The following is a 23,019-nucleotide window of genomic DNA, read 5'->3' on the forward strand; positions in this document are numbered from 1 at the left end:
CCGGAGGAGGATCCCTTGGCGCACCGCACCGTCCCACGCGTCCTTCCCCGCCCGTGGCGCCGCTGGAAGTGGTGGCGGCGGTGGGCCCGGGACCCGGTGGTGGTGCAGACCGTGCGGTCCACGGCGGCGGCGACGCTCTCGTACGTCGTCGCTCTCCGGCTCAGTGCCGAACCGGCGCCGCTGACCGCCCCGCTCACCGCGCTGCTCGTCGTCCAGGTGACGCTGTACTCGACGCTCACGACGAGCCTGCGGCGGGTGAACTCGGTGGTCGTGGGCGTGCTCATCGCCATCGCGTTCAGCGCGCTCGTCGGGCTCAGCTGGTGGAGCCTCGGCCTGATCATCCTGGCGTCCCTCGTCGTGGGCCGGTTCGTGCGGGTGGAGGAGTTCGTGCCCGAGGTGGCCATCAGCGCGATGCTGGTCCTCGGTGTCACCCAGGTCGCCGACACCGCCTGGGACCGCGTCCTGGAGACACTGATCGGCGCCGTGGTGGGCCTGCTCTTCAACGTCGTGCTCGTCCCGCCGGTCTGGGTGGACACCGCCGGGGACTCGATCGTGGACCTGGCCCGTCGGATGCGGCGACTGCTCCTGGACGTCGGCGAGGAGCTCGCCGACCCGGACGCCCGGCCCGAACCGGCCAAGGAGCCGGAGGCGGCCCCGCCACCGGCTCCGGTGGAGCGGGCGGCGGCACGGCTGCACGAGGCGCGGCGGCTCGACAACGACGTCGCCGACGTCGACGCGGCCCTGCGGCAGGCGGAGGACAGCCTCCGGCTCAACCCGCGGGTCAAGGAGGGGCTGCTGCACCGGATCGTGCTGCGCACGGGCCTCGACACCCTGGAGATCTGCGCCGTCGTGCTCCGTGTCCTCACCCGGTCCCTGACGGACCTCGCGAAGGAACGGCGTGGGGCCGCCCTCGTGCGCCGGGAGACGGGTGTCGCGCTGCGGGAGACCCTGCGGCATCTCGCGGACACCCTCATGAGCTTCGCCCGCCTCGTCACCTCGCCCTCGAGCGCGGAGGCCGAGACGGCGGAGGGCCGCCTCGGCGAGGAGCTCGGGGCGGCCCGTGCCGCCCGTGACCAGGCCGCCCGGCTGCTGCGGGAGGAGGCGGCGCACGATCCGGAGCGCTGGCAGTTGTACGGCGCGCTGCTCGCCGAGATCGACCGCGTCCTCGACGAGCTCGAACCGGATCACCGCGGTCGCCGCCTCATGGAGGAGCTGGACCGGCACACGCGCGCGCGTGAGGCACGGCGCCGCCGCGTCACCTCCCTCGCGGCCCGGGCGCGCCGTACGTCATGACGGGTCGCAGGGCACCTTCCGAGCGGAGGTCGTCCAGGGTCGGGTAGCCGTCGACGGCCAGGATCAGGTCGGTCTCGGCGAGGAGGGAGCGGAGGACGTGGACGATGCCGTCCTCCCCGCCGAGGGCGAGACCGTAGGCGTACGGGCGGCCGATGCCGACCGCCGTGGCGCCGAGGGCCAGGGCCTTCACGATGTCGGCGCCGGTCCGGACGCCGGAGTCGAAGAGCACGGGCAGGCCGTCGGCGGCGGCGACCACGCCGGGGAGGGCGTCGAGGGCGGGCAGGCCGCCGTTCGCCTGGCGTCCGCCGTGGTTGGAGCAGTAGATGCCGTCGACGCCGCCGTCCCTGGCGCGGCGCACGTCCTCCGGGTGGCAGATGCCCTTGAGGAGGATCGGCAGGTCGGTGAGGGAGCGCAGCCAGGCGAGGTCGTCCCAGACGAGCGGCTTGCCGAAGATCCCCGCCCACTCCGCGACGACGGCGCCCGGGTCCTCCTCGGGGGCCTTGGCGAGGCGCGCCCGGAAGACCGGGTCGCTGGTGTAGTTGGCCAGGCAGTGTCCGCGCAGCTGCGGGAAGTTGCTGGTGGCGAGGTCCCGGGGGCGCCATCCGGTGACCCAGGTGTCGAGGGTGACGACGATGCCCCGGAAGCCGGCGGCCTCGGCCCGGTGCACCAGGCTCTCCGCGAGGGCGCGGTCGGTGGGGGTGTAGAGCTGGAAGAAGCCGGGGGTGTCCCCGTACGCGGCGGCGACCTGTTCCATGGGGTCGACGCCGAGTGTCGAGGCGATCATGGGGACACCGGTACGGGCGGCGGCCCGCGCCGCCGCGAGGTCGCCGTGTCCGTCCTGGGCGCAGAGCCCGATCACTCCGACGGGGGCCATGAACAGCGGGGAGGGCAGCGTGAGGCCGAAGAGGTCGACGGACAGGTCGCGTTCGGCGGCGCCGACCATCATGCGCGGGACGAGCCCCCACCGCTGGAAGGCGGCGACGTTGGCCTCCTGGGTGTACTCGTCGCCCGCGCCGCCGGCCACGTACGACCAGAGCGAGGGCGGCAGGGCCGCGCGGGCCTTCGCCTCCAGGTCGGCGAAGGTCATCGGCAGGGTGGGCGTGACGCCGAAGAGCCCGTTGAGGTAGATCTCGTTCTGGTAGTCGCCGTACTGCTGGGGCATGGGGGGCGTCGTCCCTTCCGGTGGCCGGGTGCTGTCCCGGCCACCCTGCCCTCCACGCGCGCGCGTGACCAGGGTCCGTCGGCCCGCGGCGGTTCCGGTCGTGCTCAGGCGTACGGGTCGAAGGGGATGCCGGCGGGCTTGGCCTTGGCCAGGTGGGAGGCGAGGTTCCCGTCCTTGAGGCCGAAGACCGCGCTGCCGAAGTCCGCCTGGGTGAGCTTCTCGCGGATGCCCGCGGGGTAGCCGTTCCATCCGACCAGGGCGGGGAACTGCCAGGTGTGCTGGTGGTTCTCGGGCGGTTCGTCGTTGGAGTTCGCCGGGCGGAAGCAGTGGGTGCCGATGCCGTCCTTGTGGTAGACGATCTTCGGGTGGGTGCCGTCCCAGCGGATCCGGTCGCGGCCGTAGATGTCGAAGTCGCCGTGGGCGGAGGTGGAGACGTACTGGGCCTGGTCGTTCTGCACCCAGACCACGACGTGCTCCCAGTCGTGACGGTGTCCGCCGAGGCTGCTGCCGGCCACGGCCTGGTCCTTCTCGAAGTAGAGACCGTAGATGACGGCGCACCAGCCGTTGTTGCACTTCGCGCGCGCGTACCCGTTGGTGTTGGTGAGGTCCCAGGCGTCACGGCACTGGCCGTTGAGGGCGCCGGAGGGGTTGAGGCCGCCGTTGAGCGTCCCGTCGGGGCCGATCGCGGGAGTGGGGTAGCAGCCGTCCGTGTCGTAGTCGTAGGCGGGCTGGAAGGTCTGCTCCAGTCCGTCGGCGTTGGCGGGCAGGGCGGTGGGCGGTGCCGCGAGCGCGCTGCTCGGCAGGGCGATGATCAGCGCGAGGGCGCCGGCGAGGGCGAGGGCGCCCCGGGTGACGTACGCGGGTGTCTTCACTTGGTCCCCCTGGGTCGGTGGGCGTGAGCCGACCCAGATCTTGGCATGCACATCACACGTACGCGAGGGTGTCCGCACTCCCGGTCGAGCCTTCACCCCACCGCCACCTCCGGTTGGCCGGCGCCGTGCGCACCCGTGGCCCGGCGCGGCCTCGTTCGGCGCGGCCCTGCCCCGGTACGGCCCCGCCTGAGCGCGGTCCCACCTGAGCGCGGTCCCACCTCGGCGCAGCCCTATCTCAGCGCGGCCTCCACCAGGCGGCGGACCTCTTCCGCCGGGACGGTTCCGCCGTTGACCAGGCGGTCGAAGACCAGGCCGTCCACACAGGTGAGCAGGGTGACCGTGCGGGCGCGGGCGTCCGTGAGGCCGCGGGCGGCGAGGAAGTCCTCGACGGACTGCCGGGCCGCGTTGTCGCGCGGCACGAGGATCTCCCGCAACTCGGGGTGGTGCACGCCCTCCAGGGCGCACGCGTAGCGCGCGAGGGAGCGGCGGCGGCCTTCCCCGGTGAGCCGGAGCCCGGCGAACGCGGTGAGCCCGGCGACGAGTTCCTCGGCGTCGCGCGGGGCGCCGGCCCGCCGCCCGGCCTCCTGGATCTCGGCCTGGTCGCGCTCGACGAGTCGGCGGACGAGCGCGGTCAGGAGCGACTGGCGGGTGCGGTGGTAGGCGGACGTGGTGCCGGGAGGCAGACCCGCGGCCCGGTCCACCGCGCGATGGGTGAGCCCGCGCATGCCGTGCTCGGCGAGCACCTCGATGGCGGTGTCGGCGAGGAGGGTGCGTCGGGCGGAGGCGTCGGCGGGCATCCCCCCTTTCTACACCTGTAGAGGCGAGGAGTACGGTTCTTCTACAGCTGTAGAAGAACCGTGGGAAGGGGTGCCTGGCATGGACGGCGGGAACGCGGTGGTGGTCGGGGGCGGGATCGGCGGCCTTGCGGCGGCGATCGGACTGCGGCGGGCCGGCTGGGAGGTGACCGTCCTCGAACGCGCCGCAGCCCTCGGTGACGCCGGCGCGGGGATCTCCCTCCACGCCAACGGCATGCGCGCCCTGGACGCGCTGGGGGTCGGCGCCGAGGTACGGGAGGCCGCCCGGCCCCAGTACACCGGCGGCACCCGGGTCCCGGGCGGCGGCTGGCTGGCCCGGATGGACGGGGCCGCCCTGGAGCGGGCGCTCGGCACCCCGATCGTCGGGATCCCGCGCGCGGCGCTGCACCGGCTGCTGCGCGCGGCGCTGCCCGACGGTTGCCCGACCGTCGGGGCGGAGGTGACCTCGCTGGACCTGACCGCTCCGGGCCGGGTGGGAGTGGTCACCGGGGACGGCGTACGGGAAGCGGATCTGGTGGTGGCCGCCGACGGCGTGAACAGCTGCCTCCGCGGGCTGCTCCTCCCCGGCCACCCGGGCCCCGCGTACAGCGGATCGACGGTCCTGCGCGCCCTCACCGACTCCCCCGTGCCACTGGCGTCCGACTTCGAGCTGACCTGGGGCCGGGGCGCCGAGTTCGGGCACATCGCCCTCGCCGACGGACGCGCCGAGTGGCACGCCGTGCTCAACTCCCCGCCGGGAGTGCGCCATCCGGACCCCCTGGAGGTGCTGCGCGGGCGCTTCCGGGGCTGGCACGAGCCGATCCCGGCCCTGCTCGCGTCCACCCGCCCCGAGGCCGTGCTGCACCACGACATCCACGAACTGGCCACTCCCCTGCCGTCCTTCGCCGTGGGCCGGGTCGCCCTGCTCGGCGACGCGGCCCACGCCATGACCCCGAATCTCGGCCAGGGCGCCTGCCAGGCCCTTGAGGACGCGGTGTCGCTGGCCGCCGCGCTCGCCGCCGCGCCCGATCTCGACACGGCGCTGTCCCGGTACGACGCCGAGCGGCGCCCGCGCAGCCAGTCCGTCGCCCGCGCCGCCCGCCGGGCCGGCCGGATGGGCCAGCAGCTCGCTCATCCGGTCGCCGTCGCCGTACGCAACACGGCCCTGCGGGCGGCTCCGGACGGCGTGACCCTGCGCGCCGTCCTGCGGCACGCCGACTGGACACCGCCGGGCCCGCACCCGCGAAAGAAGTAGACGATACGTTTCGTCTCGCCTAGGGTGGTCGTCATGACCGCTTCCCCCGCGCACATCGCCATGTTCTCCATCGCCGCCCACGGCCACGTGAACCCGAGCCTGGAGGTCATCCGCGAGCTCGTCGCCCGGGGCCACCGCGTCAGCTACGCCGTCCCCGCGTCCTTCGCCGAGAAGGTCGCGGAGACCGGGGCCACCCCCGTCGTCTACACCTCGACCCTGCCGACCGACGACGACCCTGACGCCTGGGGCACCGAGCTGATCGACCACCTCGAACCCTTCCTCGCCGACGCGATGCAGGCGCTGCCGCAGCTCGCCGAGGCCTTCGACGGGGACCGGCCCGACCTGGTCCTCCACGACATCACCGCCTATCCGGCCCCGGTCCTCGCCCACGCCTGGGGCGTGCCCGCCGTCTCGCTGTGGCCGAACCTGGTGCCGTGGGAGGGGTACGAGGAAGAGGTCGCCGAGCCGATGTTCGCGGAGCTCAAGGCCTCACCGCGCGGCCGGGCCCACTACGCGCGCTTCGAGGAGTGGCTCGGCGGACACGGGATCGACACCCACCCGGACAGGTTCGTCGCCCGCCCGCGCCGCGCGGTCGTCCTCATCCCCCGGGCCCTCCAGCCGCAGGCCGACCGGGTCGACGAGTCCGTCTACACCTTCGTCGGGGCCTGCCAGGGCTCCCGCGCCGAACAGGGCGAGTGGCAGCGGCCGGCGGGGGCGGAGAAGGTGGCCCTGGTCTCGCTCGGTTCCGCCTTCACCAAGCAGCCCGGTTTCTACCGTGACTGCGTGGAGGCCTTCGCCGGTCTCCCGGGCTGGCATCTCGTCCTGCAGATCGGCAGGTTCGTCGACCCCGCCGAGCTCGGAGCGTTGCCGTCGAACATCGAAGTGCACTCCTGGGTACCCCAGTTGGCGATCCTCCGCCAGGCAGACGCGTTCATCACCCACGCGGGAGCCGGCGGCAGCCAGGAGGGGCTCGCCACCGCCACGCCCATGGTCGCCGTGCCGCTGGCCACCGACCAGTTCGGGAACGCCGACATGCTCCGGTCCCTGGGCGTGGCACGGCATCTGCCGATGGAGGAGGTCACCCCCGAACGGTTGCGGGAGGCCGTGCTCGCGCTCGTCGACGACCCCGAAGTGGCGCGCCGCGCCCGGGAGATCCAGGCGTCGATGGCCCGCGAGGGCGGCACGCCCCGCGCCGCCGACCTGATCGAGGCGGAGCTCGGCTGAGCCACCCGGAGCCGGCGGGCCCTGCACGACGGGCGGCGTAGGGTCGTGTCATGTCCAAGACCGAGATTGACCAGGTGACCGCCGAGTTCTACGGCGCGTTCGACAACCGGGGCGGCAAGGCACCCGACGTGGACCGGATCCGGCGGCTCGTGCTGCCCCAGGGGGTCATCGTCTGCACCGCGCCCGCCTTCACCGCGTACTCCGTGGAGGAGTTCGTCGTGCCGCGCGAGCGGCTGCTCTCCGACGGGCGACTCGTCGAGTTCTCCGAGTGGGAGACCTCCGAGGAGACGCGGATCGAGGGCGACATCGCCTCGCGGTTCGGCACCTATCGCAAGTCCGGCGTCCTCGACGGCAAGCCCTACGAGGGCGAGGGCACCAAGACGATCCAGTTCGTCCGGACGCCGGACGGCTGGCGGATCGCGGCCCTCTCCTGGTTCGACAACCCCTGACCGGGACGTCGGCCCGTCGCCCCCCGTACGAGGAGGGCGACGGGCCCGGCCCCGTCAGACCACGGCGCCCGCCCGCCGGCGCGGCGCGGTCGCGGCCGGCGCCGGGTGACGGGTCTCCAGGGTGACGGCCAGCGGCATCGCCGTGAACACCGTGGACGCCATGCCGAGGACGACGCCCGCGAGCAGCGCGACGGAGAAGTCCGCGAGCGAGTCCCCGCCCAGGGCCGCGAGCGCCACCAGGACGAAGAGCGCCCCCATGCCGGTGTTGACCGTACGGGGCAGGGTCTGGGCGACGGCCCGGTCGGCGAGGTCCGCGAGCGGCACGCCCCCGCCCTTGCGGCGCAGCTCCCGCAGCCGGTCCAGGACGACCACGGAGTCGTTGACCGAATAACCGACGACGGTGAGCAGCGCGGCGAGGAAGACGCTGTCCACGGGCTTGCCCAGCCACGCGAACAGGCCGACCACCAGCAGGACGTCCTGCGTCATCGCCGCCACGGCCGCCGTGGCGTACGTCCAGCGGAACCTCACCGTCAGGTACAGGAGTTGGGCCGCCACCGCCAGGCCGAGAGCCAGGAGGGCGTGGGTGCGCAGCTCTCCGCCGAGGCTGGGGCCGATCAGGTCGTCCCGCTCGACCTCCACGGGGCCCGCGACCCGGGTGAGCGCCTCCCCGATCGCCCGCTGTTCGCCGTCCCCGGTCTCCCGGACGCGCACCGAGACGTCACCGTCGCCCGTCGTCTGCACGACGGCGGTGGGGAAGCCGGCGGCCGCGACGGCCGTACGGGCCGTGTCGGCGTCCACCGGGCGTTCGGCCGCGTACTGGACGACCCGGCCGCCGGTGAACTCGACGCCGAACTCCACTCCGCGCACGCCGATTCCGGCGAGGGCCACGAGCAGCAGCCCGGCGCAGGTGGTCAGCCAGCGGCGCCGGTGCGCCATCAGACGCGGGACGCGGCGGCCCAGCCGGGTCCGCAGCCGGCCGAGCGCCGCCATGCCGGTCACCGCGGGGCGCCTGCGGACGGCGGGCAGGCCCAGCGTCAGGTCGGCGAGGAGCCGGGTGACCACCATGGCGGTGATCAGCGAGGTGAGGACGCCGATCGCGAGCGTCACGCCGAAGCCCTTGACGGGGCCCGTGGCGAAGACGAAGAGCAGGCCGGCCGCGAGGAGGGTGGTGATGTGGGAGTCCGCGACGGCGCTCCACACCTTGCCGAACGCCGTCGCGACCGGCCGCCGCAGGTCACGCCCGGCGGACCGGCCGAGCAACGCGTACTCCTCCCTGGCCCGTTCGAAGACCAGGACGTTCGCGTCGACGGCGATGCCGATGGCCAGGACGAAGCCGGCGAGGCCGGGCAGGGTGAGGGTGGCGCCCACGGCGACGACCGCGGCGTACGAGATCAGTCCGTACAGCAGGAGCGCGATCGTCGCGAGGACGCCGAGGAGCCGGTAGACGACCATCACGAAGAGCCCCGTGCAGGCCAGGCCGATGACGGCGGCCAGGGCACTGGCCCGGATCGCCTCGGCGCCGAGCGTCGGGCCCACCGTGCTCTGCTCGACGGTCGTCACCGGCACGGGCAGCGCGCCGCCCTGCACGAGCGCCGCGAGGTCGCGTGCCTCCTGCCCGGAGAACCCGCCGGTGATCTGCGCGGAACCGCCGCCGATGCCCGACCCGCAGGGAACACCCGCCTGCATGCCCGGTGCGGAGACGATCCGGTCGTCGAGGACGATCGCGACCCGGCGCGCCGGGTCCGCCGGGGCGGCGCAGGCGGCGGCGCCGGTCAGCCGCGCCCAGGCGTCCGCGGCGCCGTCGCGGAAGACGAGGTCGACGGTCCAGCCGCGGCCGGTCGCCGTGTCGAGGACGGCCTCGGCGCTCTTCACGCCGTCGCCGGTGAGGCCGGGCGCGGCGAGCGCCAGACGCCGGCCGGGAGTGTCGGGGTCGGCCAGGACGCGCGTCCCGTCGGCGGCGGCCGGTCCGGCCGGTCCCTGGGCCGTGCCGGTGACGGCGTGGAAGGTGAGCTGCGCCGTCCGGCCGATGGTCTCGGCGGCCTCGCGCGGGTCGCGCAGACCGGGCAGTTCGACGACGATGCGGCGCTCTCCGGAGCGGGCGAGGGAGGGCTCCGCGACGCCGAGGCCGTCCACCCGCTTGCGGAGCACCTCCAGGGCGCGGTCGGTGGCGGCGGCGTCGGCGCGGGTGGTGGGTCCGTCCTCGGTCTGCAGGACGATGCGGGTGCCGCCGCGGAGGTCGAGTCCGAGGCGGGGCGGGGTGGTCAGGGTGATCCAGAGGGAGAGGGCGACGACGGCGAGCGCGAGGAGCGCGCGCCGGAGCGTGGCACGAGAGGACATGGGTTCTCCACGGGCGGGCGCACGGCTCGGCGGGCGCGGCCTCGATGGGGCCGCGCCCGCTGTCCGTGCGGGGCGTGCGGTCGGATGCGCGTCGGGACCGGTCCGTGGACGTGCCGAGGACCCGGACGGCGACGCGGGAGACGTCAGCTGTGCCGGGTGGAGGGTGGCCCGCGCGACTCGCGCGGGCCGTGGGGGCCGCCGGGCGGCGCGCGCTCGCGGCGCGGGTCGCCTGCGAGGAGGCCGCGCGCCGGTACGGAGAGGTCGACGGACGCGGCGGGCGGAGCGGCGGGCGCCGCCGGGAACCGTACGGGGATCTCGACAGCGGCCGGAAGCCCCACGACGGCCGCGGGCGCGAGGCGCGGCTCGGACGGGCCGGCGTGCGGGCCGGCGGGCGAGGGGGCCCGGGGGATGGGGCTCGACGCCGGGAGGCCCGGCGCCGCGGTGCTCGATGCCGGGGCACCCTGGGTCGGTGTCGCGGATGCCGGGACCAGGAGGAAGGACCAGAGGACACAGAGGATCGCGGGTACGAGGCGTGCGAGGCGCCGTGCGCGACTGGCCACCCTGCCCTCCCCCACCTCTGGTTGCCGCCCTGTCAGGTCTCAGCGTAGACGGGGCTCATGATGAAGGAGTGCCCGGTGCGTACGACAGTTGAGTACGGATGCTCATGTCCGGTCGTCGGGGTCCCCGGACGATGGTTCCGTCACCGTTCCGCCTCGGCTCCAGGGGGCCACTCGTGCTCAGCCGTCTCGCCGCCCACGTCGTCCCGTTCTTCGGACGGCTGACCGTCACCTCGGACCCCGGGGCCCGTGTCGAGCCGGGCAGCATCCTCGTCGTGAACCACACGTCGCTCGCCGACCCCGCGCTGGTGCTCGCCGCGCTCCGCAGGCGCCTGGCCGTCGAGCCCGTGCTCCTCGCCACCTCGGGGCTCTGGCGGGTGCCGCTGCTCGGCCGGGCGCTGACGCGCGAGGGTCATGTGCCCGTGCACCGCAACTCGGCGCGGGCCGCGGCGGCCCTGGACCACGCGGCGGTCGCGCTCGCCTCGGGGCGGCACGTGATGCTGTACGCGGAGGGGCGCATCCCCCCGCGCCGGGACGCCGCCGAGAACCCGCCGGAGATGTTCCGTACCGGACTCGCGCGGCTCGCGCGGGCGACGGGCGCGCCGGTCGTGCCGATCGGCCAGGCGGGGGCACGGCGGATCACCTCGGGCGGGCGGACGAAGCAGCTCGCCGGAGTGCTCACCGCGCCCGTCCGCCGGCCGGGCCTGCACGTCCACATCGGTAGGCGGCTGTACCTGCCCGACGACGTGGCCGCCGCGACGGAGCTGGCGCACGGCGCCGTGACCGAGGCCTGGCGGACGGCGGCCGGGGCCCTGGGGGAACCGGCGGCCCTCGGCGGCGGGGCGACGGCCGGCTGATTCCGGGGCCTGCGTCAGTCGGCCCGCGCTTCCGCGTCCGCGTCCGCCAGCCAGAACAGCAGCGGGAACAGGGCCAGTTCGAGGGCGGCCAGCGCCAGCTGGAACCAGTGCGGCCGCCCTTCGACGGCGAGCGAGAGGAGACGCCCGAGCGCTCCGAGCAGGAACACGGCGGTGAGCCCGCGCACGGCCGCGGCGGGGATCGGCGACTGTCGCGCCGCCCAGAGCCAGGCGAGCCCGTAGCCGGCGAAGATCGCGCCGAAGAACCGGCCGAGGCTGTCGACGGTCGCACCGGCCGACACGGCACCCGGGATCGCGGCGTTGCCGACCAGGACGTGGAGGAGTCCGATGGCCACGCAGGCGTACCCCATGGCCAGGGCCAGTCCCCGAAGCGCCTTGGCTCTGCTCATCTCCGCGACCCCCATCGAGTAGACACGCATCTAGTAGTGGTGCGTGCGTCAGCGTACGGCCCCTTACTGGACACATGTCAAGTAAGCTGGCGGAGTGCCTCCCCGCAAACGCCTCAGCCCCTCCCAACGCCGCGCCCAGCTCCTGGACGTCGCCGCCCGGCTCTTCGCGGCGCTGCCGTACGACGAGGTGCTGATGGAGGACGTCGCCGAGCGGGCCGGGGTCTCCCGCGCCCTGCTCTACCAGCACTTCCCCAACAAGCGCGATCTCTTCGCCGCGCTCTACCGGGAGGTCTCCGAGCAGCTGCTCGCGAACACGCGGCTCGACCCCGCAGACACCCTGGTCGAACAGCTGGTGCAGGGTCTCGACACCCACATCGAGTACTTCGCGGAGAACCGCAACACCGTTCTCGCGGCGAACCGCGTCCTGGCCGGCGACCGCCTCGTCCAGACGATCGTCAACGGCGAACTCGACGCCCTGCGCGAGCGGTTGCTCGGCGCGCTGTCGCTCACCGACGACGCGACGCGGGCGGCCGTGTCGGGCGTCCTGAAGAGCTGGCTGGTCTTCGTGCAGGTGCTGTGCGTGGACTGGCTGACCCACGAGACCTGTACGCGCACCGAGCTGCGCGATGTGTGCGTCGGAGCGGTCGTGGGCGCCCTCCGGCCCCTCCTCGACGAGGACCCGGCGCCGGACTGGCCCCGCTGACGACCGCCCGGGCGGCTCGCCCTCGGGGCCGGGTCAGAACACCGACAGGCCCGTGATGGTCGTGAAGCGGTCGAGGGCGGTCACGCCCGCCACCGAGTTGCCCCGGCTGTCCAGGCCCGGACTCCAGACGCACAGGGTGCAGCGCCCCGGGACGACGGCGACGATCGCTCCGCCGACGCCGCTCTTGCCGGGAAGCCCGACGCGGTAGGCGAACTCACCGGCCGCGTCGTAGGTGCCGCAGGTGAGCATGACGGCGTTGATCTGCTTGGCCTGACTGCGGGTCAGCAACCGGCTGCCGTCGGCGCGGAGCCCGTGCCGGGCCAGGAACCCGGTGGCGAGGGCCAGGTCGGCGCAGGAGGCCTCCAGGGAGCACTGGCGGAAGTACTCGCGCAGCAGGTCGGGAACGGGTCCCGTGATGTTGCCGTAGGAGGCCATGAAGTGGGCGAGGGCCGCGTTCCGGTCGCCGTGGGCCGCTTCGGAGGCGGCGACGCCGGCGTCGAAGGCGAGGTCCGGGTTGCCGCTCTCGGCGCGCAGGAAGGCGAGCAGGCTTCCGGAGGCGTCGCCGGTGAGGCGGTGCAGCCGGTCGGTGACGACGAGGGCGCCCGCGTTGATGAAGGGGTTGCGCGGAATGCCGTGTTCGTACTCCAGCTGGACGAGGGAGTTGAACGGGTCGCCGGAGGGTTCCCGGCCGACATGGGCCCAGAGCGCGTCGCCCTCTCCGGCGAGGGCGAGCGCGAGGGTGAAGACCTTGGTGACGGACTGGGTGGAGAAGGGGCGCTGCCAGTCCCCGACCCCGTAGACCGTGCCGTCGAGTTCCGCCACGGCCATGCCGAAGTCGCGCGGATCGCCCGCCTCGAGGGCCGGGATGTAGTCGGCCGGGGTGCCCCGGTCGGTGAGCTCCGCGAGTTCCTCGGCGATGCGGTCGAGGACGGGCTGGAAGGTCGCTGCCGTGGTCACGCGCTGCCGCCCCTGGAGCCGAGGGCGGCGGCCAGACCGAGGTCGCCCCCGTCCGGCACGGCGAAGTAGCGGGCGACGTCGGCCTCCGTGACCTCGGCGAGGGTCGCCGGGAGCCAGTGGGGGTCGCGGTCCTTGTCGACGACCTGGGCGCGGATGCCCTCGACGAGGTCGGGGGTGGTGAGGGCCGCGCAGGAGACGCGGTACTCCAGGTCGAGGACCTCCTCCAGGCCGGGGAGGGCGCGGGAGCGGCGGAGGGTGGCCAGGGTCGCCTTGAGGGCGGCCGGGGACCTCGCGAGAAGGGTCTCGGCGGTCTCCTTGGCGGCGGGCACGCCGGTGCCGAAGAGGCGCTCGACGATCTCCTCGACGGTCGGGGCGGTGTAGCAGGCGTCGATCCACTCCCGGTACTCGGCGAGGACGCCCTCCGGCGGCGCCACGGCGTGGCGGGCGAGCGCCTCGTCGGCCGGCAGGCCCGTCAGATCACGGGCCAGGGCGGGGAGTTCGGCCGAGGGTACGCAGGCGTCGGCGAGGCCCGTCAGGATCGCGTCGGCGGCGCCGACGTGGCCGCCGGTGAGGGCGAGGTGGGTGCCGAGCTCGCCGGGGGCGCGGCCGAGGAGATACGTTCCGCCGACGTCGGGGACGAAGCCGATGCCGGTCTCGGGCATGGCGACCCGGGAGCGTTCGGTGACGACGCGGACGGAGCCGTGCGCGGAGACGCCGACGCCGCCGCCCATCACGATGCCGTCCATGAGGGCGACGTAGGGCTTCGGGTAGCGGGAGATACGGGCGTTGAGCCGGTACTCGTCCCTCCAGAAGGCCGCGGAGGCCGAGCCTCCGGCGCGGGCGTCGTCGTGGATGGCGCGGATGTCGCCGCCGGCGCAGAGGCCGCGCTCCCCGGCGCCTTCGACGACGACGGTGGTGACGGCCGGGTCGTGCTCCCACGCGGTGAGCGCGGCGTCGACGGCGAGGACCATGGCGTGGGTGAGCGCGTTGATGGCGCGGGGCCGGTTCAGGGTGATGAACCCGGCCCGGCCCTCCGTCCGGAGGAGCACGTCGGGAGTTCCGGTCGGCACGATCACTCGGTCCCTTCGGGTGGCACGACTTCGTTGTCCGGGCCACCGTACCGGGGTGTGCCGCACCCCCTGGGACGGGGTGGAGGGCGGGAAGGACTCATCCGCTTCTCGCGGATCCTGATTGCACGGTGCGCGGTCCTGTGACGGCCGCTACTCCGCGTCCTCACACCGAGTCCTTCCCGTCACCTCCATGGAACCACCGGTGGGACGGGGGCGCGAGCGCCCGGTCAGCCGCAGGTGAGGCGGAAGCGGTGGTGCTCCGTGGTGGTCTCGCCGGGGTCGGGTTCGCCGTTGCCGTTGCTGTCGGTGAAGAACGAGGACGGCGCCGGTGTCGACGTCACGGGGCGCGGCGGCGGCCGGCGTGGCCGTGAGGAGGGCCGTCAGGAGGGTGAGGGCGGTGGCGCCGGTCCTGTGGCGGACGGTGGGGTTCGTGCGCATCGCGCGCACCTCGCTTCACAGGGTGTGTTCACGAGGCAACCGCGAGTCGCGGGTGGGCGCGGCCCCGCTCCGGTCGACGGAGCGGGGCCGGCCGCGGGTCGGTCAGGCGGGCAGCAGGTCCTGCGGGATGCGCACCTGCCGGGGGGTGGAGAGGCGCAGCTCGATGATGTCCCGGACGGTGGGCCATTCCTCGTCGAGGATCGAGTAGAAGGCCGTGTCCCGGACGGCGCCGTCGAGGCCGCGGGAGTGGGCGCGCCGAATGCCCTCGCAGGTCGCTCCGAGGCGCTCGATGGCGATTCTGGAGCGGGTGTTGCGGGCGTCGGCGCGCATGGTGATGCGGCGGACGCCCCAGACCTCGAAGGCATGCCGGAGCATGAGGTACTTGGCCTCGGTGTTGATGCCGGTGCCACGGGCGTCGCCCGCGATCCAGGTGTTCCCGATCTCGGCGGCGTCCGGGACGGCGGTCAGCGGATCGCCGTGGGGCATGCCGGGGACGGGCGGCCAGATCAGTGGGCCCCGCCAGTAGTCGAGTTCGAGGAATCGGGTCGAGCCGATCACTCGTTCGTCGGCCGTACTGACCAGGGCGAAGGGCAGGCAACGGCCTGCCGCCTGATCGGTGAGGGCGCGGGCGATGTAGTCGAGGGCCGATTCGAGGCCGTCGGGTACGGGGGTGAAGGCGTAGGCCGATCGGTCCGCCCCGCCGGCCCGGGCGAGGGCTTCGGCGTGCCGCATCGCCAGCGGCTCCAGGCGCACGGAGCGCCCGGTCAGGAGAACAGGTACTGGCACGGAACCTCGGGTCTTTCACGGGCAGGGACGACTCCCGCCGCGGGGTGGCCGCGGCGGCAGCAGGAGGGGGTTCTCGCCCGGTGCCGGAGGTGTCGTGAGAACGACAAATGAGCAGGTAAAACGGTTCGCCACCGGGTGCGAGGAGGATCAGTATGCAGCCACAACCGCTCCGAGAACAGAACCCCGGGAGAACCTGCGTCCACGCGAGGGTGAAGCCTGCCGCGCGCCCGGACCGGACGGTCTCACGGGCCGGACGGGGCCGCCCGCCAGTCGGACGGCCCCACGGTTCAGACGCAGGTGGGATGGCCCCAGCCGTCGGAGTTCTTCGCGATGGTCTCGCCCTTGTCATAGGCGCGACCGCAGCGGCAGCGGCCGGGGAATTTCGCGTTGAGGGTGCCGCCGGACGGGCGACTCCTGCGGGCGGATCCCGCTCCCGCGCCCGTGGAGCCCGAACGGGGCGCAGAGGAGCGCGCCCGGGGCGTGGAGGCGCGCGACGCGGGCTCGGCCGGGGGCAGTTCGGCCCCGCCTTCGGAGGCCAGGGGCTCCTGCGTACGGGCGGAGTGGCTGGCCGCGCGGTCGGCGGCGTCGTTGAGGGGGTCGCCGTCGACCTGGTGCGCGGGGACGTAGACGAAGTCGACGTCCCGGCCGGTGAGCAGCGCGTCGATCCGCACGACCAGGTCCTTGTTGGCGACCGGGGTGCCGGCGGCCGTCTTCCAGCCCTTGCGGCGCCAGCCGGGCAGCCAGGTCGTGACGGCCTTCATGGCGTACTGCGAATCCATGCGGACCTCGGCGGGCACGGCGGGGTCGAGGACCTCCAGGAGGCGCTCCAGGGCCGTGAGTTCGGCCACGTTGTTGGTCGCCCGGCCGAGGGGGCCCGCCTCCCAGCGGTCGATCGCTCCGTCGGCGCGGCCGATGACCCATGCCCAGGCCGCGGGCCCGGGGTTTCCCTTCGACGCGCCGTCGCACGCCGCGATGATCTTCTCCACCATCCCACGATCCTGACACGGCGCCGGGGGTGGGCGGTCCCACCCCCGGCGCCTTGCGGCCGGGACGCCCGCGCCGCCGGGCCCGTACGGCCCGGGAGCGGGTCAGAAGGCGCCGTAGTTGACCTGCCAGGTGGGCAGGCCCATCCGGCGCCAGAGGGCGACGACCCGGTCACGGTCGTCCAGGGAGACCCGGACCGCGTACCGGTGGCGCACATGGGCGTCGAAGAGCTCCGCCTTCACGAGGTCGTCGCCGCGGCCGTCACCCGAGGGGCGCATCCACAGCTCGTCGTAGGGCACCTCGTGGCGGGCGAGCCAGCTCTCGGTGAGGGCGCGGTGGTCCTCGCTGCGCCCGGAGAGCAGCACGATCCGGTCCCGCTCGCTGTGCCGGAAGGCCCGCAGGGCGTCGCGCACGGAGGGGTTGATCAGGTCGCGGTCGCAGCGGCTGAAGTCGTACGGTCCCCGGTCCACGCGCAGCGCGAGGGTGCCGTCGATGTCGCACATGACGGCGGTCGGGAGCGCCGGGTCGGGGACGTAGGGCTCTCCGACGGTGGGGCGGTCGTTGAGCCATTCCGCGGTGAGGCGCCAGCCGCCGCGGGTGGCCTTGGCGTGCTTCTCGGCGAGGATGCGGATGATCTCCTCGCCGACGGGCCGCTCGCGGGCGGCGTCGCGGCGGACGCACTCGTCGACGGGCACGCCGGTGAAGTCGTGGACGACGAAGGTCGCCAGTCCGGCGACGGCCGCCTTGAGCCGCTTGGGGATGTGCGGGGTCAGATGCGTGTTGTCGACGACGACGTCGAAGCCGTCGTCGACGGCGGCGCGGACCGCGGCGTCCTGGATCCCGAGCACCGTCTGCTCGTGCGTGTGGGAGCGGCCGCGCTCCGGCGCGGGGAGGTCGAGCATGGCGCGGAGGTCGTCGAGGTTGACGCGGCGCACCCGCCCCTCGGCGGCGGCCTGGAGGGCTCGGGCGGCCGTCGTCTTCCCGGAGGCCGGGAGGCCGGTCATGAGGTGGACGACAGGCACGGTTTCAGTTCTCCTCGTCGTGGGCGAAGGGGTCGGTGGCCTCGGGGCGCAGCCGGCGCCAGACGAGGAGGTCGGTGGCGCGCCCGTCGAGGCGCAGGAAGAGCAGGGCGCGCAGGGCCCGGTCGCCGAGGCCCGAGGCGGCACGGGCGAAGGCCGCCCGGTCGTCCGCGAGGTGGGCGAGGCGGGCGTAGGCCTCGTCGAGGGCCCGCTCGCGGTCCGCCGCGGTCGTTTCGAGCCGGTCGATCACCTCGCGGACCCAGGCGTCGAACTCGTCCGGGACCTGGTCGAGGAGGGCGTCGAGGGGCTTGCCGCCGGCGGCCTCGACGTCGGTGACGGAGCAGCCGAGGCCCTTGGCCAGGGCGCCGGCCGGGAGGCCGGCGAAGCGCTGGATGCCGTGGCTGCGCCAGATGTCCCGCTCGGTGACGCCGGTGAGCACCTTGTGCAGGCGCACGTACTCGCTGAGCTTGGCCTTGGCGCGCAGACCGGAGGCGAAGCGCAGGACGAAGCCCTCGGCGTCGGTGCCGGTGGCGCGGTGGCCGCCGGGGAGGGTGTTGGACTCGGTGAGGGCGACGAGCTCCTCGACGCCCATGGCGGGCCAGGTGCGGACGACGGAGCCGAGGGGCTGCCATCCCTCGGCGGCCTCGGCGAGGGGGAGTTCGGTGCCGTCCGCGCCGAAGGCGGCGAGCAGCACGAGGTCGCGGCGCTCGCCGTAGTTCACGACGATCCGGTTGCCGGGGTAGAGCATCTCGGCGAGGTAGGTGACGCCGGGGGTCAGGCCGGTCGTGTCGGCGGCGTCGAGGCGGCGCTGGGCCCAGGTGGCCTGGGAGCTGGTGAAGGAGCCCTTGGAGGCGACGTGCCAGCGGCCGGCGTAGTGGAAGACGACGGCGAGGCTGCCGTCGACCTTGTCGTAGACCTCGAAGGGTTCGTCGGGCAGCGGGGGCGCGTAGGGGCGTCCGCCGGCGTGCTCGGAGAGGTTGAAGAACTTCGGGAGGGGGAGCGCGACGATCCGCCCGGTGGTGTCGTCGGCGACGAGCCCGCGGCACCGGGTGGTGGCCCGGTTCCAGTGCTGACCGTACTGGCACGCGCGCGTGTACGTGTAGATCGACAGCGGCAGCTCGGGGTGCTGCTTGCGTGTGACGTGCCCGTCGGCGAGTGCGGTGGCGAGCTCGTCGGACGGCATCAGGTCATGGAGAGTCAGGGTCGCCTGGCTCATGGGGTCCCTCCCGTGTGTTCGATGATCCATGATCGGGCGCGCATCCCGTGAAGGAACACCGAATTTCCTGACGGGGGCGGGCCGGGCTGCCGACCGGGCTCCCGATCCCGGGCGTGTCGGTGGGGCCCCGTAGACTCGCCGTCTGCCCGTCGGTGACGGATCCGGCGCAGTCACAGGAAGCGAGTCCCATGAACCACGCGGACGGCACGGCACCGATCTATGCCGAGCTCATACGGGAGCGGGGGGACGTTCCCGGTGACGTCCGTCAGGTCGCCGAGGAGGTCCTGCGGGATCTGAGCCGTGTGATCCAGATGCCTCCGCAGGGGATCCCCGCGGCGCAGCAGGGCGCCGTCGCGCACGCCGGTGCGGGCGCTCCGATGGGCGTCACCGGACCGATGGGCGCCGTCGGTCCCATGGGTGTCGGCGGACCCGCGGGCATGGTGGGTCAGGCGGGCGCCGTCGTCCCGCACCGGCCGATGCTCTGACCTCACCGGACCCGTTTCCCGGGCCGTTGTCAGTGGTGTACGTCATGCTGCCCTGCGAAGTGACCGTGCGGTGACACAGGGGATGACGACATGGCCGAGGTACTGCTCTTCCACCACGCGCTCGGGCTGACCGAGGGGGTCGGCGCGTTCGCCGACGGGCTGCGCCGGGCCGGGCACACGGTGCACGTGCCGGATCTGTACGAGGGCCGGACGTTCGGCAACCTGGAGGCCGGCGTCGGGTACGCCCAGGAGGTCGGCTTCGACACGATCGCGGCGCGGGGCGTGAAGGCGGCCGAGGGGCTCCCCGAGCGGATCGTGTACGCCGGTTTCTCGCTCGGTGTGGTGCCCGCGCAGAAGCTGGCGCAGACACGGCCCGGCGCCGCGGGCGCCCTGCTGTTGAGCGCCTGCGTGCCGGCGACCGCGTTCGGCCCGGCCTGGCCCGGGGGCGTGCCGGTGCAGGTGCACGGCATGGACGCCGATCCGTTCTTCGTCGACGAGGGGGACCTCGCGGCGGCGCGCGAGCTGGTCGCGGGCGCCGGGGACCGGGAGCTGTTCCTGTACCCGGGGACGGCCCATCTGTTCGCCGAGCGGGGCACGCAGGAGTACGCGCCGGAGGCGGCCGCGCTGTGCGCCGAGCGGGTGCTGTGTTTCCTGGACGCCGTCAAGGGGTGAGCCTCGCGAGGCCGGGGTCGACCGATCGGTGGACCCCGGTGTCGTCCGGTCCGCCGCCCGGGAGGGGCCGGGCGGCGGACCGGCCGGGGGCGGCGGCGGGCGGAGGATCGGGACAGGGCGCGGATCCCGGCGGGGCCGTCCGCGCGGTCGCCGTACCGAGGAGTCCGTCATGCCGAAGTTCCGCCGTCCGTCCCGTGCCGCCCGGGTGCTCGTGCCCGGCGCCGTGGCCGTGGTGCTGCTCGCGGGCTGTGCCCAGGGCTCCGGGGGTGCGGCCTCCGCGACCGGGACGGGGGCGCCCGCCGGGTCCTCCCCGACGTCGGGATCTCCGACGCCCGGCTCCCCCGTGACCGTGACGCCCGGCCCGGACGGCACGGTCGCCCCGGGCACCCTGCTCGTCACGGACTTCGGCTCCGACACGGTCACCTTCGTCGACCCCGCGCGGGGCGCCACCGGTTCCGTGAAGGTCGGCACCGCCCCGTACGGTCTGGTCGTCGGCGCGGACGGCCGGGCCTGGGTGGCGACCGCCGAGGGCGTGGCGGTCGTGGACACGGCGAGCCGGGAGCGCCTCGCGCTGATTCCGTACCGCACGGACACCGGGCCGGTGACCACGGGCGAGTACCGGGGCGGCGGCATGGGCATCGCGCTCGCGCCCGACGGGCGCCGGGTCTACGTGGGGGTCAACGTGCCCGGGGGGAGCGGCACTCTGGAGGTCGTCGACACGGCGTCGCTGAAGGTCACGGACGTCGTCCCGGTCGGCCGGCGCCCCTTCGACGTGGACGTGTCGAAGGACGGCGCCGAGGTGTACGCGACGAACCACGACTCCTTCGACGTCACCGTCGTCGCGGCGGGGACGCTGGAGCCGCGCCGGATCGAGGTCGCCCCGTACGGCACGGAGGGCGGGCTCGGTTCCTGGCTCAAGCCGCACTACACGGCCGTGCGGCCCTCGGACGGGAAGCTGCTGCTGCCCTTCGAGGGCGAGCGGCTCGCGGTGGTCGACCCCCGGACGGGCCGGACGACGATCGAGCCGATGACCGCGAACACGCATCAGCACGGCACCACCGTGACCGCCGACGGGACGCTCCTGACGGTGGGCACCGGGCCCATCGACCCGGACGTGGACGAGGGGCCGTCCCTGACGGTGCGCACGCCCGGCGGGGCCGAGCGGGTCTACCCGCTGGAGGGCCCGCACGAGAGCGTGGCCGTGTCCCGGGACGGCCGCACGGCCTATGTGACGGGCGGCTTCACCCGGGACGGTTACTGGGACGGCCTGACCGTCGTCGACCTCGGCACGGGCGACTCCCACCGGCTTCCGGCCGGCTCGCGGCCGCTGGGGATCGCGGTCCTCTGACGCCCGAGGTGTCAGCGCTGGGGTGGCAGGACGGTGAGGACGCGCTCCACGAAGGCCTTGAAGTCGGCCATGAAGTCGCTCAGGAACTGCTGGGTCGTCGGATCGGTGACCTCGCCGTCCTCGCCGAACAGCCCCGGGGTGAACTGGATGTACGCCTCCGGGGCGTTCATCTGCGGGGAGTTGCAGAAGGAGAGCACCGACCGGAGGCTCTGCTGGGCGACGGCCGTGCCGATCTTGCCGGGCGAGGCGCCGATGACGGCGGACGGCTTGTGGGTGAAGGAGTTCGTGCCCCAGGGGCGGCTGGCCCAGTCGATGGCGTTCTTGAGGGCGCCGGGGATGGACCGGTTGTACTCCGGTGTCACGAAGAGGACCGCGTCGACGGCCGCGATGGCCTCCTTGAGCGCCCTGCCCTCGGGCGGGTAGTCGGCGTCGAAGTCGTGGTTGTAGAGCGGGAGGTCCTTGATGGGGATCTCCTGGAACTCCAGGCCCGGCGGTGCCACGCGGAGGAGTGCGCGGGACAGGATCCGGTTGATGGACTTCTCCGAGAGGCTGCCGATGAGGTAGCCGACCTTGTACGTCGTCATGCGCGCTGTTCCGCCTTCCGTGGGGGTCCCTGAGATCTCCTTCGGCAACGTAACCCGAGGAGCGATACGTCACCAACCACGATAAAAAGGGTGAAACGACGCTCATACGGAAGGGCGGACAGCGTGACGCGACCGAGGATTCTCGTGGTGGGCGCCGGTTTCGCCGGTGTGGGCTGCGTGCGGCGGCTCGAACGGCGCCTCGCGGAACGGGAGGCGGTGATCACGCTCCTCTCGCCGTTCTCGTACCAGCTGTACCTGCCGCTGCTCCCCCAGGTGGCCGCGGGCGTGCTGACCCCCCAGTCGGTCGCGCTCTCCCTGCGGCGCAGCCAGCGGCACCGGACCCGGATCGTCCCCGGCGGCGTGGTCGGCATCGACACGGCCGCGAAGGTCTGCGTGGCGCGGACGATCTCCGGCGAGTACGTGACGGAGCCCTACGACCATCTCGTCCTCGCCCCCGGCAGCGTGACCCGCAGCTTCGACATCCCGGGGCTCGCCGAGCACGCGCGCGGCATGAAGACGCTCGCGGAGGCCGTGTACATCCGGGACCACGTGATCGCCCAGCTCGACCTGGCGGACGCCAGCAACGACGACGAGGAGCGGGCCGCGCGGCTGCGGTTCGTGGTGGTCGGCGGCGGTTACGCCGGTACGGAGACGGCCGCCTGCCTCCAGCTGCTGACGGCGAACGCGGTCAAGCGGTATCCCCGGCTCGACCCCGACCTCATCAAGTGGCACCTCGTCGACATCGCTCCGAAGCTGATGCCCGAGCTGGGCGACAAGCTGGGCGCCGCCGCCATGGACATCCTGACGAAGCGCGGCATCGAGGTGTCGCTCGGTGTGTCGGTGGCCTCGGTGGACGAGGAGAGGGTGACGCTCACCGACGGGCGGGTGCTGCCGAGCCGGACGCTGATCTGGACGGCCGGCGTGGCCGCGAGTCCGCTGATCGGCACGCTCGGCGCGGAGACCGTCCGCGGCCGGCTCGTCGTCTCGGCCGAGATGGACGTGCCGGGGCTCGACGGGGTGTGGGCGCTCGGCGACGCGGCGGCTGTCCCCGATCTCGCCAAGGGCGGGGAGGGGGCGATCTGCCCGCCGACCGCGCAGCACGCGATGCGGCAGGGCAAGGCCGTCGCCGACAACCTGGTGGCGACGCTGCGGCACGAACGCACCTACCCGTACACGCACAAGGACCTGGGTCTCGTGGTGGACCTGGGCGGGATGGACGGGGTGTCGAAGCCGCTCGGCGTGGAGCTGCACGGCGCACCGGCCCAGGCCGTGGCGCGCGGCTACCACTGGGCGGCGCTGCGGACGAATGTGGCCAAGACCCGGGTGATGACGAACTGGCTGCTCAACGCGGTCGCCGGCGACGACTACGTACGGACCGGGTTCCTGGCCTCGAAGGCGGGGACGCTGCGGGACTTCGAGTACACGGACGCGTATCTGACGCCGGAGCAGGTCCGCGAGCACACGGCCTCGTTCCGCGGGGCGGTCGGCTCGGGCGGCGGGAGCTGACCTCGTACGGCGCCGGGAATCGGGGGTGGACCACCGGCGCCGCG

Annotated in this window: 23 protein-coding genes; 10 read left to right on the plus strand and 13 right to left on the minus strand. The window is 74.0% G+C overall.

Annotated elements, in window-relative coordinates:
- The first annotated feature begins 96 nt into the window (after window positions 1-96).
- Window positions 97-1,293 (plus strand): aromatic acid exporter family protein, encoded by a 1,197-nt coding sequence (locus tag ACF07V_RS18050; RefSeq protein WP_392155643.1) that lies wholly within the window; start codon window positions 97-99, stop codon window positions 1,291-1,293.
- Here the strand turns inward: ACF07V_RS18050 and ACF07V_RS18055 are convergent.
- The 3 genes from ACF07V_RS18055 to ACF07V_RS18065 all read right to left on the minus strand — a co-directional run bounded on the left by ACF07V_RS18055 (window position 1,256) and on the right by ACF07V_RS18065 (window position 4,124).
- Window positions 1,256-2,455, minus strand: a complete 1,200-nt coding sequence (locus ACF07V_RS18055; protein WP_392155190.1) for a lactate 2-monooxygenase — start codon at window positions 2,453-2,455, stop codon at window positions 1,256-1,258. The genes ACF07V_RS18050 and ACF07V_RS18055 overlap by 38 nt on opposite strands.
- A gap of 104 nt (window positions 2,456-2,559) precedes the next feature.
- Window positions 2,560-3,270, minus strand: a complete 711-nt coding sequence (locus ACF07V_RS18060; RefSeq protein ID WP_392155645.1) for an NPP1 family protein — start codon at window positions 3,268-3,270, stop codon at window positions 2,560-2,562.
- A gap of 287 nt (window positions 3,271-3,557) precedes the next feature.
- Window positions 3,558-4,124, minus strand: a complete 567-nt coding sequence (locus ACF07V_RS18065; protein WP_392155192.1) for a TetR/AcrR family transcriptional regulator — start codon at window positions 4,122-4,124, stop codon at window positions 3,558-3,560.
- Window positions 4,125-4,203: 79 nt separating this feature from the next.
- Between ACF07V_RS18065 and ACF07V_RS18070 the strand changes: the two genes are divergently transcribed.
- The 3 genes from ACF07V_RS18070 to ACF07V_RS18080 are packed head-to-tail and all read left to right on the plus strand — an operon-like array spanning window position 4,204 to window position 7,049.
- On the plus strand, window positions 4,204-5,376 hold the full coding sequence (locus tag ACF07V_RS18070; protein ID WP_392155194.1) for an FAD-dependent monooxygenase: 1,173 nt from the start codon (window positions 4,204-4,206) through the stop codon (window positions 5,374-5,376).
- Between the two features lie 33 nt (window positions 5,377-5,409).
- Window positions 5,410-6,600: a macrolide-inactivating glycosyltransferase gene (mgt, locus tag ACF07V_RS18075; RefSeq protein WP_392155196.1), complete on the plus strand. Its 1,191-nt coding sequence runs from the start codon at window positions 5,410-5,412 to the stop codon at window positions 6,598-6,600.
- Window positions 6,601-6,650: 50 nt separating this feature from the next.
- Window positions 6,651-7,049, plus strand: coding sequence for a DUF4440 domain-containing protein (locus ACF07V_RS18080; RefSeq protein WP_392155197.1), 399 nt, complete (start codon window positions 6,651-6,653; stop codon window positions 7,047-7,049).
- 54 nt (window positions 7,050-7,103) lie between these two features.
- Here ACF07V_RS18080 and secD read toward each other — a convergent pair whose 3' ends face one another.
- The gene (gene secD / locus ACF07V_RS18085; RefSeq protein WP_392155198.1) at window positions 7,104-9,386 is read right to left on the minus strand and encodes a protein translocase subunit SecD; all 2,283 of its coding nucleotides are present in this window, start codon (window positions 9,384-9,386) and stop codon (window positions 7,104-7,106) included.
- Window positions 9,387-9,529: 143 nt separating this feature from the next.
- On the minus strand, window positions 9,530-9,946 hold the full coding sequence (locus tag ACF07V_RS18090) for a hypothetical protein (RefSeq protein ID WP_392155199.1): 417 nt from the start codon (window positions 9,944-9,946) through the stop codon (window positions 9,530-9,532).
- A gap of 173 nt (window positions 9,947-10,119) precedes the next feature.
- Between ACF07V_RS18090 and ACF07V_RS18095 the strand changes: the two genes are divergently transcribed.
- A complete protein-coding gene (locus tag ACF07V_RS18095; protein ID WP_392155201.1) occupies window positions 10,120-10,800 on the plus strand; it encodes a lysophospholipid acyltransferase family protein in 681 nt (226 codons plus the stop codon).
- 14 nt (window positions 10,801-10,814) lie between these two features.
- Here the strand turns inward: ACF07V_RS18095 and ACF07V_RS18100 are convergent, their stop codons facing one another.
- Window positions 10,815-11,207 (minus strand): DUF4345 domain-containing protein, encoded by a 393-nt coding sequence (locus ACF07V_RS18100; RefSeq protein WP_392155202.1) that lies wholly within the window; start codon window positions 11,205-11,207, stop codon window positions 10,815-10,817.
- 94 nt (window positions 11,208-11,301) lie between these two features.
- Between ACF07V_RS18100 and ACF07V_RS18105 the strand changes: the two genes are divergently transcribed.
- Window positions 11,302-11,910 carry a TetR/AcrR family transcriptional regulator gene (locus tag ACF07V_RS18105; RefSeq protein WP_392155203.1) on the plus strand — a complete coding sequence of 203 codons (609 nt, stop codon included), beginning with the start codon at window positions 11,302-11,304 and terminating at the stop codon, window positions 11,908-11,910.
- A gap of 33 nt (window positions 11,911-11,943) precedes the next feature.
- Here ACF07V_RS18105 and ACF07V_RS18110 read toward each other — a convergent pair whose 3' ends face one another.
- From ACF07V_RS18110 to ACF07V_RS18135, 6 genes are all read right to left on the minus strand, one after another.
- Window positions 11,944-12,867: a glutaminase gene (locus ACF07V_RS18110; RefSeq protein ID WP_392155205.1), complete on the minus strand. Its 924-nt coding sequence runs from the start codon at window positions 12,865-12,867 to the stop codon at window positions 11,944-11,946.
- A complete protein-coding gene (locus ACF07V_RS18115) occupies window positions 12,864-13,943 on the minus strand; it encodes an enoyl-CoA hydratase/isomerase family protein (RefSeq protein ID WP_392155207.1) in 1,080 nt (359 codons plus the stop codon). The genes ACF07V_RS18110 and ACF07V_RS18115 overlap by 4 nt, the downstream gene beginning before the upstream one ends.
- 534 nt (window positions 13,944-14,477) lie before the next feature.
- Complete coding sequence (locus tag ACF07V_RS18120; protein WP_392155209.1) at window positions 14,478-15,161, minus strand: GNAT family N-acetyltransferase; 684 nt, start codon at window positions 15,159-15,161, stop codon at window positions 14,478-14,480.
- Window positions 15,162-15,448: 287 nt separating this feature from the next.
- A complete protein-coding gene (locus ACF07V_RS18125) occupies window positions 15,449-16,150 on the minus strand; it encodes a ribonuclease H (protein WP_392155210.1) in 702 nt (233 codons plus the stop codon).
- 99 nt (window positions 16,151-16,249) lie between these two features.
- Window positions 16,250-17,167, minus strand: a complete 918-nt coding sequence (locus ACF07V_RS18130) for an AAA family ATPase (protein ID WP_392155212.1) — start codon at window positions 17,165-17,167, stop codon at window positions 16,250-16,252.
- A gap of 4 nt (window positions 17,168-17,171) precedes the next feature.
- Window positions 17,172-18,380 (minus strand): RNA ligase, encoded by a 1,209-nt coding sequence (locus ACF07V_RS18135; RefSeq protein WP_392155214.1) that lies wholly within the window; start codon window positions 18,378-18,380, stop codon window positions 17,172-17,174.
- 188 nt (window positions 18,381-18,568) lie between these two features.
- Here ACF07V_RS18135 and ACF07V_RS18140 point away from each other — a divergent pair, with 188 nt between their 5' ends.
- From ACF07V_RS18140 to ACF07V_RS18150, 3 genes are all read left to right on the plus strand, one after another.
- The gene (locus ACF07V_RS18140; RefSeq protein ID WP_392155216.1) at window positions 18,569-18,865 is read left to right on the plus strand and encodes a hypothetical protein; all 297 of its coding nucleotides are present in this window, start codon (window positions 18,569-18,571) and stop codon (window positions 18,863-18,865) included.
- 90 nt (window positions 18,866-18,955) lie between these two features.
- Window positions 18,956-19,537, plus strand: coding sequence for a dienelactone hydrolase family protein (locus tag ACF07V_RS18145; protein WP_392155217.1), 582 nt, complete (start codon window positions 18,956-18,958; stop codon window positions 19,535-19,537).
- A 169-nt stretch (window positions 19,538-19,706) separates the two neighbouring features.
- Window positions 19,707-20,885: a hypothetical protein gene (locus ACF07V_RS18150; protein WP_392155219.1), complete on the plus strand. Its 1,179-nt coding sequence runs from the start codon at window positions 19,707-19,709 to the stop codon at window positions 20,883-20,885.
- 11 nt (window positions 20,886-20,896) lie between these two features.
- Here the strand turns inward: ACF07V_RS18150 and ACF07V_RS18155 are convergent, their stop codons facing one another.
- Window positions 20,897-21,469: an NADPH-dependent FMN reductase gene (locus tag ACF07V_RS18155; protein WP_392155221.1), complete on the minus strand. Its 573-nt coding sequence runs from the start codon at window positions 21,467-21,469 to the stop codon at window positions 20,897-20,899.
- Window positions 21,470-21,592: 123 nt separating this feature from the next.
- Between ACF07V_RS18155 and ACF07V_RS18160 the strand changes: the two genes are divergently transcribed.
- On the plus strand, window positions 21,593-22,975 hold the full coding sequence (locus ACF07V_RS18160; RefSeq protein WP_392155223.1) for an NAD(P)/FAD-dependent oxidoreductase: 1,383 nt from the start codon (window positions 21,593-21,595) through the stop codon (window positions 22,973-22,975).
- The last annotated feature ends 44 nt before the right edge of the window (window positions 22,976-23,019 follow it).

It is taken from the genome of Streptomyces sp. NPDC015661 (assembly GCF_043077765.1).
Taxonomy (GTDB): domain Bacteria; phylum Actinomycetota; class Actinomycetes; order Streptomycetales; family Streptomycetaceae; genus Streptomyces.